The organism is Pseudideonella sakaiensis (assembly GCF_048320135.1).
GTDB lineage: Bacteria > Pseudomonadota > Gammaproteobacteria > Burkholderiales > Burkholderiaceae_C > Ideonella_A > Ideonella_A sakaiensis_A.
Window position 1 is genome coordinate 2757020 of sequence record NZ_CP182947.1, and the last position, 11551, is coordinate 2768570.

The window sequence follows — 11551 nt, forward strand, 5'->3', positions numbered from 1 at the left end:
TCGCTGCTCAGCCGGCAGCGGCGCTGCCCGTCGCGCGCAGCCGCTCGGTCAGCGCAATGATGTCGTTGTCGGCCAGCGGCCGCAGGTCGCCGGCGAGTGCGCTCTGCAGCAGCCGCGTCAGTTTCGCCGGCTGCGGCGTCAGCGGACCATAAAACACCGGCCCATCCCGATCAGCAACCAGCAGCGTCGGGAAATCATCGACGTCGACCGGGCCGAGCAGCTCCTCGTCGTCCTCGATGTCGACCCAGAAAAACTCGGCGCGCCCGGCATGCGCGGCCTTTGCTGCATCGAATGTTGCGCGGTATTCGCCGCACAACCCGCACCAGCGCGCACACAGGCAGGCGACGAGCAACGGCGCGGTCGGCGCCGCGGAGGGTGGCGGATTCATGGACTGGAGCGAGACAATGGCGGCGTGAACACCCATTGATTCTGCCCGCTGCACGCGGGACCGCGCGACGAAAGGACCGTTGATGACACGCCGCCTGATTTCCTCCGGCTCCAGCTTCGAGCACGACATCGGCTATTCGCGGGCCGTCGTCGACGGCGACTGGGTATTCGTGTCGGGCACCACCGGTTTCGACTATGCGCGAATGACGATTTCCGACGACCTGCTCGAGCAGACCGAGCAATGCCTGCTGAACATCGAGCAGGCGCTGCAGCAGGCCGGCGCGGCGATGAGCGACATCGTCAGGATCCGCTACCTGCTGCCGCGGCGCGAGGATTTTCCATTGTGCTGGCCGGTGCTGCGCCGCTGGTTCGGCGAGATCCGGCCGGCTGCGACGATGCTGGTTGCCGGCCTGTCGGACCCGCGGATGCGCATCGAGATCGAGGTCACCGCACGGCTTGCCGCGCCGGACCAAGCGTGAACATCAGGCCACCGGCGTCAGCAATGGTTCGCCGCGCATGTGCCGGCGCAGGTTGGCGCCCAGCAGTTCGATTCCGGCGGTGATCGCCTCCGGCGAATTGCCGCCGACATGCGGCGTCAGCAGCAGGTTCGGCACGTCGAACAGTTCACGCGGCGGCTCCGGCTCGCTTTCATAGACGTCGAGGCCGGCGCCGGCCAGCCGGCCCTCGTGCAGCGCCGCGGCCAGCGCGGCGGTGTCGACGACGCTGCCCCGCGCGACATTGACGACGCAGCCGCGTTTGCCGAGCCCGTTCAATACCTTTGCGTCGATCAGGTGGTGGGTCTCGGCGCCGCCCGGCGTCGCGATCACCAGGTGGTCGCTCCATTCGGCGAGCGATGCCGCATCGGCGAAATACGGCCAGGGCACGGTGTCGCGGCGGGTCCGGCTGTGGTAGCCGACTTCGGCGTCGAAAGCGGCGACGCGTTGCGCGATCCTGCTGCCGACATTGCCGAAACCGACGATGCCGACGCGTTTGCCGGCGAGTTGCGGATAAAGCGGCAGGCTGTCGCGCCAGACGCCGGCGCGGCAGGCGCTGTCGAGCGGACGCAGGCCGCGGATCACGCCGAGCAGCAGCGCCAGCGCATGGTCGGCGACGCAGGCGGCATTGCTGCCGGCGCCGTTGGCGACGGCGATGCCGCGCTGGCGTGCCGCGTCGATCGCGATCCGCTCGTAGCCGACGCCGAACGCGATGATCAGGCCGAGCGCCGGCATCGCGGCGATCTCGGCTTCGTCGAGGCCGGTCGTGCCGTTGCTGGCGACGACCCTGACGCGTGCCGCATGTTCGGCAACCGCTGCGGTCCGAGCCGGGCGCGAGTCGGCAATCAGCAGCTCGAGGCCGAATTCCTCACAGGCCTGCTCGATGATGGGGCGGCGTTTGCCGAGCGGGATCAGGCACAGCAGCAACGGTTTCATCGGCGGATGCGGCGGGGATGGCACATCCCCGCAGTATCGCGCCAGGCTGCCGTTTGCTCAGCTGGCGAGCTGCCGGCGCGCGCGGTGCAGGCGGACGAACAGGTTGTCTTCGCTGATCGAAAGCGACGCGCAGACCTGCTCGGTCGGCTGATCGAGCAGCACGCGCAGCTGCACGACCTCGCGCAGCGTTGCCGGCAAGGCCTCGATGCGGGCCAGCGTATTGCGCAGCGCCTCGCGTTGCTCGAAGACCTCGTCGGGCCGCGGCTGCGGGCACTCGATCTGCTGTGCGCCGCGTTCACCGTCGTCGTCGACGGCATCGAAGCCGTCGTAATGGGCGCGCTGGCGGACCAGGTCGATGATCTTGTGCTTCAGGATCGCCGTCAGCCACGAGCGCAGCGCCGACTTGCCGGCAAAACTTGCGCGGCCGGACAACACCGCCTCGAAGACATCGTGGACGACGTCCTCGGCGAGCATCGGGTCGCGCAGCTTGCGCTGGGCGAAACGGACCATGTAGCTGCGGTGCGAGATCACCTCCTGCCACGACACCGGGCTGCCTTCGGTGGCTGCCGGCGCGGCGGCCAGCGGCTCGTTCGTCAGTGCCAGTGCGAGCGCGGGTGGGAACGGCTGGCGGGTGGCGGTGGCGTGCTGGACGGTGGTCATCTGGGCTCCTGGTGCGGTGACGGCGCGTGGCCTGTCTCGATACCCTCACTCTGCGCCGCCGACCTCCCGCCAGCGTCGCCAAACCTCACAGGAAGATCACATCGACGTAAGAAATGCCGCTTCCGGGCCGACAATTGCGGCATGTCAGCCAACCTGCTCGTCGCCGAGGACCAGACCGATATCCGCGATCTGCTGGTGATGAACCTGCGCAATGCCGGCTACCACGTCGACGCGGTTGCCGACGGCGTCGCGGCGCTGGATAGCCAGAAGGAGCAGGAAAGCGACCTGCTGATCCTCGACCTGATGATGCCGGGCATGGACGGGCTGGAAGTCTGCAAGGCGCTGCGCGCGCGTGGCCGCAGCACGCCGATCCTGATGCTGACCGCGAAATCGACCGAACTCGACCGCGTGCTCGGGCTCGAGCTCGGCGCCGACGACTACCTGACGAAGCCGTTTTCGCTGGCCGAACTGCTGGCCCGCGTGAAGGCGCTGCTGCGCCGCGCCGACCTGCTGCGTGCGGCGCAATCGAACAGCAACTCCGGCGCGGTGTTGCGCAATGGCGAACTCGAGATCCTGCCGGTCAAGCGGCTGGTCCGGGTGCGCGGCGAAACCATCGACTTCACCGCCCGCGAATTCGACCTGCTGCTGCATTTTGCGCAACACCCCGGCCATGTGTTCTCGCGCAACCAGCTGCTGCATGCGGTCTGGGGTTATTCGCACGACGGCTACGAACATACCGTGACGACGCACATCAACCGGCTGCGCGGCAAGCTCGAGGCCGATCCGATGCGGCCCGAACTGATCCTGACGGTGCGCGGTGCCGGCTACAAGATGCGTGAGGAGCCGGCTTGACCGTCAGGTTCAAGATCGCGCTGACGATATTCATCACCGGGCTGATCACCGCGATCGGCGTGATCTCGACGGTGGCCTATGCCTTCCAGCGCTTCGAGGACGAGGCGACCTTCGAGCGGGCCGGCTTCTTCCTCGACCGGCTGGTCGGCCTGTACGACAACATCTTCGAGCTGCACGAACGCCAGCCGGAGGATTTCGAAGTCTTCTTGCGCAACCTGGTGCTGCTCGAACCGAACAGCCACCTCTACCTGCTCGACAACGACGGCAAGGTGCTGGTCAGCACCGCACGCACGCCGCTGCCCGACGGCTACCGGATCTCGCTCGCGCCGGTCAAGGAAGCGATCGAGGTCTTCGACGCCCGGCGCAGCGGCCGCCGGCTGCCGATGTCCGGCATGCCGTACGTGAAGGGCGACGATCCGCAGAAGCTGGATGCGAAGGCGGTGATCGCCGCGCAACCGCTGCAGCGCAACCAGATCCGGCCCGGCGGTCCGGTGGCCGGTTATCTGTACATGGTCTGTCACAAGCCGCCGCTGCCGCCGGGCCGCGCGTCGGTATTCCGCTCGGCGCTGGTCGGCCCGGCGATTGCCGCGGTTGCCGCGGTGGTGGCATTGGCGACGCTGCTGGCGGCGTGGATCGTCGCGACGGTGACCCGCCCGCTGCGCGAGCTGAGCGCCGAGGCGGCGGCGGTGACACGCGACGGTCTGACCTCGGCCGAAGGGGCGGCGTTGCCGCCGACGCTGGCGCAGGTGGCGCAGACCGAGCCGCCGCCGGAGCCCGCGGGGGGTGACGAATTTGCGCGCCTGCGGCATGGCTTTCACACGATGCTGGCGACGCTGCGCACGCAGTGGGATGCGCTGCGCCGCCTCGACCACTTTCGCCGCGAAGGCGTCAGCAACCTGTCGCACGACCTGCGTTCACCGCTGACGGCGACCGTCGCCTGCCTGGAGACGCTCGAAGCGCGCTGGAACCATCCGGCCGCGCAGAACCGCCACGACGAGGAAGAACGCAGGCTGCTCGAGGTCGCGCTGCGCAATACGCGCAATACCGCGAAGCTGGTGCGTTCGCTCGGCGAACTGGCACAACTCGACGAGCCGGAGTTCAAGCTGTCGGCCGAGCCGGTCGATCTCGGTGAACTGGTCGACGACATCTGCCTGCGTTTTGCCGAGCGGGCCGAACGGCAGAATGTCTCGCTGTCGACCGGGCCGGCCGACGACGCCGCGCCGCGGCCGACGGCGTCGGTCGACATCGAGCTGTTCGAGCGCGCGGTCGCGAATCTGGTCGACAACGCGCTGAAGTTCAGTCCCGCCGGCGCGACGATCGAATTGCGGGCCGCCGTCGACAGCCAGGCCGGGCAGGTCGTCGTCACCGTGAAGGACACCGGGCCGGGCATCGCCGCGGCCGATCTGCCGCACCTGTTCGACCGCTTCTACCAAAGCCGGCAATCGGTTGCGCCGTCGACCGGCGAAGGTGGCAAGGGCCTCGGCCTGGCGATCGTCCGGCGCATCGTCGAGTTGCACCGCGGCGAGCTGACGATCAACAGCGAGCCCGGCCGCGGCACCGAAATCGGCATCCGGCTGCCGCGCGCGAGCTATGGATGAGCGCCGCCACGCGCAGGGAAACCCCCGATGCGCCGGTAGAGAGTGTTGTCTAAAGTCGACGGTCTCGCAGCGGGCGCTTTGCAGCACCTGCTCTGGCGGGGGTCTGAGGAGATAACAAAGCGGCATGTTACGACTGCCGCAAAGCAAAGCCATTGCTGGCAAGAAGATGTGAAAAGGGCGCTGTGATCAGCGCCCTTTTTCCATTGTGCGCCGGTTCAAGATCGGCCTGCGGCTGCCGAAAAACCGGCCATGCCCGTCGATCCCCTGCTCCGTTCGCTGAACATCGATCTGCCGACACCGCCGACGGCGTTGGTGCGGCTGGCCGGCCTGCTGGGCGCGCCGCGGGCCGACGTGCAGCAGATCGGCGAACTGATCGAATCGGAAATGGCGCTGGCGTCGGCGGTGCTGAAAGCGGTCAATTCATCGCTGTACGGGCTGACCGGCCGCGTGCAGACGGTGCGCCAGGCGATCACTTACCTCGGCACGCGCGAGATCGCCGCGGTCACGTATGCGATGGGGCTGCGGGCGGTTTTTCCGGTTGCGCACGAACTCGAGCCGCTTTGGAAGCGCGCGGCGCTGCGCGGCATGCTGATGGGCCGGATGGGCGAGGCGCTGAACATCGACCCATGGACCGCCCACTCGGCCGGGCTGTTCGAGGAATGCGGCAAGGCGGTGCTGTTCCGCTTCTCGCCGCCGCGTTATCTGCCGCTGCTGCTCGACACCCAGGATGACGCCGAACTGGTCTATCTGGAGCACCGCGAATTCGGCGTCAGCCACGACGCACTCGGTGCGGCATTGTGCGAAAGCTGGGGCCTCGCGCCGGCGGCCGTGCAGTGCGTGCGCCACCATGTCGATGTCACGACCAACTGGCGCCTGCCCCGGGTGCCGCGGCCGGCGGTCTGTGCGCTGTCGGCGCTGGCCAAGGTATTGATGACCGATCCGGCCCGGCTCGACGAAGCCGGCTGCGCAATCGCTGCGCAGGCCGGGCTCGACCAGACGCTGGTGCTGCGCGGCGCACGCCGCGTGCAGCAGCAATTGCTGGAGATCCACCAGCGCATGGCCTACTGAGCGTCAAAGCCGGCAGTTTTGCACGCCGGCGCAGCACGCTGCACCCTTACGGCGCGCGACAATCGGCGAACAGATTCAGCGCCTTGAGCGCGGCCCGACTGGCCGCCACAAGGCGGGCCGAGACCGGAGGCAGGCATGGCGCCGACCACTTCCGTCAACATGCAGCATCGCCGGCTGCACCGCATCAGTGTTGCCAGTTCGCGGCTGCAGCCGCTGGCATTCGGCGAGGTGACGAAGCTGCGCCGCGACGACATCGCGGTATTCGCCGCCGCGGCCGAGCTGTTCGACCACATCATCATCGTCCGCGCAACCAACGAGAGATCGCTGCCCTACATCGGGCAGAAACATTTCACGCCGAAGCCGATCGACTGCAAGCCGAAAACCGCCGACAACGACTGCTTTGTGCAGGAGCTGAACCTGTATGCCGAATGTGCCGGGCTGGTGGTCGATCCGACCGTGCTCGGTTTCGCCGCCTTTGCCGACGACAAGCGGCGCAGCCGGGCGCGCGAATCGTGGACAGGCTTCGTCAGGCACAAGAGCGCCGACGAGAAGAAGCGCAAGGTCTTCCGCCGGCGCGAGACCAAGGGTTTCTTTGCGGTCGACATGTCGCGGCTGAGCCGCCGCTACGGCTGCCTGATGTTGTCGAACCAGGATATCCCGGCCGAGGATTTCGACCTCAGCGGCCGCGGCTGGGCACGCTTCAAGCAGACCGAGATGCGCTACATCCACGGCGACTACGACCTGTACGGGCTGATCGACGTGCAGTCGCTCGCCGCGCCGGCGTTGGCAGGCCCGCTGCAGCACCGCGCGCCACGGGTGCTGAAGGAACGGCTGCACGGCACGCCGCACTACTACACCGAGCAGTTCCCGCGGATCCAGAAATTTCTCAACGACGGCATCGGCTGCGAGATGATCCAGCACGCGTCGCAAGACCACGTCGCCCACCAGAGCGACCTGCTGTATGCGTTCTACCCCGGCGGCCAGATGTACAAGATCGACGCCACCGCCGATGCGATCCGGGAGCTCTACGAGCTGCTGTTCAAGCAGGAGGTGGCGGGCTGAACGGCGCCTTGCCTGTGGGAGCGGCTTCAGCCGCGATTTGCCGGCATGCCGCGAGCCCGAATCGGGGCTGAAGCCCCTCCTACCAAGTCTGGCAGGGTGATGCAGGATCGCTGAGTCATGTGCATGCCCGTGGGAGCGGCTTCAGCCGCGATTTGCCGGCATGCCGCCAGCCCGAATCGGGGCTGGAGACCCTCCCACAAAAGGCCGGTCAAGCTCGTGCGAGCCGCTTGCCTGCGATTCGACAGCGTGGCAGCAGCCCGAATCGGGGCTGAAGCCCCTCCCACCAAGTCTGGCAGGGTGATGCAGGATCGCTGAGTCATGTGCATGCCCGTGGGAGCGGCTTCAGCCGCGATTTGCCGGCATGCCGCCAGCCCGAATCGGGGCTGGAGACCCTCCCACAAAAGGCCGGTCAAGCTCGTGCGAGCCGCTTGCCTGCGATTCGACAGCGTGGCAGCAGCCCGAATCGGGGCTGAAGCCCTCCCACCAAGTCTGGCAGGGTGATGCAGGATCGCTGAGTCATGTGCATGCCCGTGGGAGCGGCTTCAGCCGCGATTTGCCGGCATGCCGCCAGCCCGAATCGGGGCTGAAGCCCCTCCCACAACAGACTCGATCAAGCGGCGGCGCGGTAGCCGCGCGGAATCGCGGCGAGCAACTTGCGCGTGTATTCCTGCTTCGGCGCGTCGAGGATCTGTTCGACGCCGGCCTGTTCGACGACTTCGCCGTTCTGCATCACCATCACCTCGTCGGCCATGAAACGCACCACCGCGAGGTCGTGGCTGATGAAGATGTAGGCCAGACCGAGTTCGTCCTGCAGGTCCTTCAACAGGTTCAGCACCTGCGCCTGCACGCTGACGTCGAGCGCGCTGACCGCCTCGTCGAGCACCAGCACCTCCGGATCGAGCGTCAGGCAGCGCGCGATCGCGACGCGCTGGCGCTGGCCGCCGGAAAATTCGTGCGGGTATTTGTGCAGCGCGCTGTCGTCGAGGCCGACCTTCGCGAGCAGTGCGCTGGCGCGTTGTTCGCGGTCGGCGGCGTCGCGGCCGATGCCGTGGATCGTCATCGGCTCGATCAGCGTCTGGCCGATCGTGAAGCGCGGGTTCAGGCTCGCATACGGGTTCTGGAACACGACCTGGATGCGCCGGCGCATCGGCAGCATCTCGGCCTTGCTGAGCGAGAGCAGGTCGCGGCCGTCGAAGATCACCTTGCCGCCGGTCGGGCCGCCGCTCGGCTCGTGCAGCCGCAGCAGCGTCAGCCCCATCGTCGTCTTGCCGGAGCCCGATTCGCCGACGACGCCGAGCGTATGGCCACGCCGCAGCTTGAAACTCGCGCCCTTCACCGCGCGGAATTCCTTGCGGCCGAAGACGCCGCTGCGCAGCCAGAAACTTTTCGTCAGGCCGGTCGCCTCGATGACCACCGGCGCCGCCGGGTCCTTCGCCTTCGCGACTCGCGCCGCCGCCGCGGTGCCGGATTGCTGGATATTGATGTGGTCGTCGATCACCATCAGCCGCGGCTCGCGCTGCTCCAGCGTCGGCCGGCAGGCGAGCAGCGCCCGCGTGTACTCATCGTGCGGATTGGCGAAGATCTCGGCCACCGGGCCCTGTTCGCGCACCGTGCCCTGGCGCATCACGACGACGTGGTCGGCAATCTCGCCGACGACACCGAGGTCGTGGCTGATGAACAGCATGCTCATCCGGTGCCTGTCCTTCAGGCCGGCCAGCAGCTCGAGGATCTGGCGCTGGATCGTCACGTCGAGCGCGGTCGTCGGCTCGTCGGCGATCAGCAGCTTCGGCTCGCAGGCCAGCGCCATCGCGATCATCACGCGCTGCTGCTGGCCGCCGGACAACTCGTGCGGGTGCGCCGACAGCCGGCGTTTCGGATCGGGCAGGCCGACCTCGTTGAGCAGCGCCTCGGCGCGTTCGCGGGCCTGCCGCGGCGTCATCTTCAGGTGCTTGATCAGCGGCTCGCTGATCTGCTCGCCGACCGTGAACACCGGGTTCAGCGAGGTCATCGGATCCTGGAAGACGCAGGCGATCTCCTTGCCACGCAGCGCCTGCAGCTTGTCCATCGGCAAACCGATGATGTCGCGCCCCTGGAAGCGGATCTGCCCGCTGCGCTCGGCGTTGTCGGGCAGCAGGTTCAGGATCGACATCGCGGTGACGCTTTTGCCGGACCCCGATTCGCCGACCAGCGCGACCGTCGTGTTCTCCGGCACGTCGAAACTGACGCCGATCTCGCTGCCGCCGATGCGCCGCCCGACCGCCTGGATCCGCTGCATCCTGCCCTTCTCGGTGCCCATGCGGAACGACACCCGCAGATCATCAATCGTCAACAACATTTCTTACTCCATCAGCCGAGAGCACGACTTCGCGCCCGGCACAGTTCGATCAAGCTGGCGCCGCGGATCCGGCTCCGCCGGTCCGCCAGCGGCGCCCCCTTGAGGGGGTGCGGCGCAGGCCGCTCCGGGGGTGGGCCCTATTCCAGCCCGCGCAGCTTCGGATCCAGCGCATCGCGCAAGGCATCGGTGAACAACGAAAACGCGGTGACAAATACCGCCATGAATGCGGTTGCCGCGACCAGCTGCCACCAGTTGCCGAGAATCAGCTCGCTTTGCGCCTCGGCCAGCATCGTTCCCCAGCTGACCTGGTCGACGTCGACGCCGAGTCCGAGATAGCTCAGGATGACCTCGGCCTTGATGAAGCCGACGACGTGGATCGACAGCTGCACCAGCACGACGTGGCTGACGTTGGGCAGGATGTGGCGGAAGATGCGCGACGCATTGCTCGCGCCGACCGCTTCGGCGGCGCGCACATAGTCGCGCACCGAATGCTTCAGGAATTCGCCGCGCACCAGCCGGTAGATGCCGGTCCAGCCGGTCAGGCCGAGGATCACGACGATGCTCCAGATGCCTTTCGGCACGATCGCATCGGCGCGGTTCAGCACCGCGGCAAACGTGAAGATCAGCAGGATGCCCGGTATCGACGTGAAGACGTTGTACAGCCACTCGAGCGCGTCGCCCATCCTGCCGCCGTAGAAGCCGCCGAGCGCGCCGAGCACGGTGCCGATCAGCGTTGCCGCCAGTGCGGCCAGCACGCCGACCATGATCGAAACCTCGGCGCCCTTCACCGCTTTCGCCAGCACATCGCGGCCGAGCCGGTCGGCGCCGAACGGCAGCGTCTCGGCCTTGACGGTATCGACGGTGCGGAATTTCGCGGTAGCAGCATCCCACTCGGCATAACGCGGCGCCAGCGGGTCGACGTCGGAGATGTCGAGGTTCGGGCCGGTCGGCACCGGAATCGCGGTATCTGCCGCCGCATCGCGCGGCCCGATAAAACTCGGCGGCGCATTCGGCACCGCCACCTCGGCCTGCCAGTTTTTCGCGACCAGCCCAAGACCGGCGACCAGCACCAGCAGTCCGAATGCCGCGACGATGAACAGCGACGCCATCCCGACCCGGTCGCTGCGAAAGCGTTTCCACGCCGCACCCCAGACGCCCATCGACGCGGTCCTTGCAGCTACCGGCGGCTGCCCGTGCATCACCGCGCTCATTTCAGCACCACCCGTGGGTCGACCATCTTGTAGAGAACGTCGGTCAGCAGGTTGACCGTCATCGTGATCACCGCGATGTAGATCGTCACCGCCTGGATCACCGGATAGTCGCTGCGGTTGACCGCCAGCAGAACTTCCCGGCCGAGGCCGGGGATCGAGAAGAAGACCTCGATCAGGAACGAGCCGACGAAGATGCCCGGCAGCGCGACCGCGACGTTGGTCAGGATCGGGATCATCGCGTTGCGCAGCACATGCTTCAGCAGGATCGTCTTCTCGGTCAGGCCTTTTGCGCGGGCGGTGCGCACATAGTCCTGGCCGATCTCGTCGAGGAAGAAGCTTCGGTACAGCCGCGTCTGCGGCGCCAGCGCAACCAGCGTGACGACCATCACCGGCAGCACCGAATAAACGGTCAGGTTGGTCCAGAAGCTGTCGCTCCAGCCCTGCACCGGGAACCAGCCGAGCTGGAATGCGAAGACATACTGGAACACGATCACGTAGACCAGCAGCGAGATCGACAGCGCGACGGTGCTGATGATCATGATGCTGCGGTCGGTCAGCGTGCCGCGCTTGTAGGCGACCAGCAGCGCCAGCGGAATCGCCAGCACGACTTCGAGGATCAGGATCGGGATCATCACCGTCAGCGTCGCCGGCAGCCGGCTGGCAAACAGGTTGGCGACCGATTCATTGGTTGCCCAGCTCTTGCCCCAGTCGAAGGTGACGATCTGCTTGAAGAAGATCGCCAGCTGCTGCCAGACCGGCTCGTTGAGGCCGAGCTGGTCGCGGATCGATTCGATCTGCTCCGGGGTGGCGTTCAGGCCGCCGAGGATTTCGGCCGGATCGCCGCCGAAATATTTGAAAAGAAAAAAGACCAGCAGCACGACACCGATCAGTGTCGGAATCATTTGCCACAGGCGCCGTATCAGATAGGCGGCCATCGATGCGCTCTCT

General features: G+C 67.0%; 11 protein-coding genes. 5 read left to right on the top strand and 6 right to left on the bottom strand.

Annotated elements, in window-relative coordinates; translation table 11 throughout:
• Positions 1-7 precede the first annotated feature (7 nt).
• Positions 8-388, bottom strand: a complete 381-nt coding sequence (locus ACNH6H_RS12470; protein ID WP_418318073.1) for a thioredoxin domain-containing protein — start codon at positions 386-388, stop codon at positions 8-10.
• An 82-nt stretch (positions 389-470) separates the two neighbouring features.
• On the opposite strand from ACNH6H_RS12470, the gene ACNH6H_RS12475 reads away from it, so the two are divergent.
• The gene (locus tag ACNH6H_RS12475; protein ID WP_418318075.1) at positions 471-866 is read left to right on the top strand and encodes a RidA family protein; all 396 of its coding nucleotides are present in this window, start codon (positions 471-473) and stop codon (positions 864-866) included.
• 3 nt (positions 867-869) lie between these two features.
• Here the strand turns inward: ACNH6H_RS12475 and ACNH6H_RS12480 are convergent, their stop codons facing one another.
• Together ACNH6H_RS12480 and ACNH6H_RS12485 are read right to left on the bottom strand one after the other, a co-directional pair.
• Complete coding sequence (locus tag ACNH6H_RS12480) at positions 870-1817, bottom strand: 2-hydroxyacid dehydrogenase (RefSeq protein WP_418318076.1); 948 nt, start codon at positions 1815-1817, stop codon at positions 870-872.
• Between the two features lie 57 nt (positions 1818-1874).
• On the bottom strand, positions 1875-2477 hold the full coding sequence (locus ACNH6H_RS12485) for a sigma-70 family RNA polymerase sigma factor (RefSeq protein WP_418318077.1): 603 nt from the start codon (positions 2475-2477) through the stop codon (positions 1875-1877).
• Positions 2478-2618: 141 nt separating this feature from the next.
• Here ACNH6H_RS12485 and ACNH6H_RS12490 point away from each other — a divergent pair, with 141 nt between their 5' ends.
• From ACNH6H_RS12490 to ACNH6H_RS12505, 4 genes are all read left to right on the top strand, one after another.
• Complete coding sequence (locus tag ACNH6H_RS12490) at positions 2619-3329, top strand: response regulator transcription factor (RefSeq protein WP_418318078.1); 711 nt, start codon at positions 2619-2621, stop codon at positions 3327-3329.
• Entirely contained in the window at positions 3326-4927 is a 1602-nt protein-coding gene (locus tag ACNH6H_RS12495; RefSeq protein WP_418318079.1) for a sensor histidine kinase, read from the top strand. Before ACNH6H_RS12490 ends, ACNH6H_RS12495 begins: the two co-directional genes overlap by 4 nt.
• Positions 4928-5176: 249 nt before the next feature.
• A complete protein-coding gene (locus ACNH6H_RS12500) occupies positions 5177-5995 on the top strand; it encodes an HDOD domain-containing protein (RefSeq protein ID WP_418318081.1) in 819 nt (272 codons plus the stop codon).
• A gap of 135 nt (positions 5996-6130) precedes the next feature.
• Positions 6131-7057, top strand: a complete 927-nt coding sequence (locus ACNH6H_RS12505; RefSeq protein ID WP_418318083.1) for a hypothetical protein — start codon at positions 6131-6133, stop codon at positions 7055-7057.
• 610 nt (positions 7058-7667) lie between these two features.
• Here the strand turns inward: ACNH6H_RS12505 and ACNH6H_RS12510 are convergent.
• The 3 genes from ACNH6H_RS12510 to ACNH6H_RS12520 form a co-directional block, all read right to left on the bottom strand.
• Positions 7668-9392 carry an ABC transporter ATP-binding protein gene (locus tag ACNH6H_RS12510; RefSeq protein WP_418318085.1) on the bottom strand — a complete coding sequence of 575 codons (1725 nt, stop codon included), beginning with the start codon at positions 9390-9392 and terminating at the stop codon, positions 7668-7670.
• Positions 9393-9529: 137 nt separating this feature from the next.
• Positions 9530-10603 (bottom strand): ABC transporter permease, encoded by a 1074-nt coding sequence (locus tag ACNH6H_RS12515; RefSeq protein WP_418318086.1) that lies wholly within the window; start codon positions 10601-10603, stop codon positions 9530-9532.
• Positions 10600-11538 carry an ABC transporter permease gene (locus ACNH6H_RS12520; protein ID WP_418318088.1) on the bottom strand — a complete coding sequence of 313 codons (939 nt, stop codon included), beginning with the start codon at positions 11536-11538 and terminating at the stop codon, positions 10600-10602. The genes ACNH6H_RS12515 and ACNH6H_RS12520 overlap by 4 nt, the downstream gene beginning before the upstream one ends.
• Between the last annotated feature and the right edge of the window lie 13 nt (positions 11539-11551).

Bases quoted from the DNA above. Each gene is read 5' to 3' on its own strand.
- ACNH6H_RS12520 (WP_418318088.1), bottom strand. From the start codon at position 11,538: ATGGCCGCCTATCTGATACGGCGCCTGTGGCAAATGATTCCGACACTG.
- ACNH6H_RS12475 (WP_418318075.1), top strand. From the start codon at position 471: ATGACACGCCGCCTGATTTCCTCCGGCTCCAGCTTCGAGCACGACATC.
- ACNH6H_RS12515 (WP_418318086.1), bottom strand. From the start codon at position 10,603: ATGAGCGCGGTGATGCACGGGCAGCCGCCGGTAGCTGCAAGGACCGCG.
- ACNH6H_RS12505 (WP_418318083.1), top strand. From the start codon at position 6,131: ATGGCGCCGACCACTTCCGTCAACATGCAGCATCGCCGGCTGCACCGC.
- ACNH6H_RS12510 (WP_418318085.1), bottom strand. From the start codon at position 9,392: ATGTTGTTGACGATTGATGATCTGCGGGTGTCGTTCCGCATGGGCACC.
- ACNH6H_RS12500 (WP_418318081.1), top strand. From the start codon at position 5,177: ATGCCCGTCGATCCCCTGCTCCGTTCGCTGAACATCGATCTGCCGACA.
- ACNH6H_RS12490 (WP_418318078.1), top strand. From the start codon at position 2,619: ATGTCAGCCAACCTGCTCGTCGCCGAGGACCAGACCGATATCCGCGAT.
- ACNH6H_RS12470 (WP_418318073.1), bottom strand. From the start codon at position 388: ATGAATCCGCCACCCTCCGCGGCGCCGACCGCGCCGTTGCTCGTCGCC.
- ACNH6H_RS12480 (WP_418318076.1), bottom strand. From the start codon at position 1,817: ATGAAACCGTTGCTGCTGTGCCTGATCCCGCTCGGCAAACGCCGCCCC.
- ACNH6H_RS12485 (WP_418318077.1), bottom strand. From the start codon at position 2,477: ATGACCACCGTCCAGCACGCCACCGCCACCCGCCAGCCGTTCCCACCC.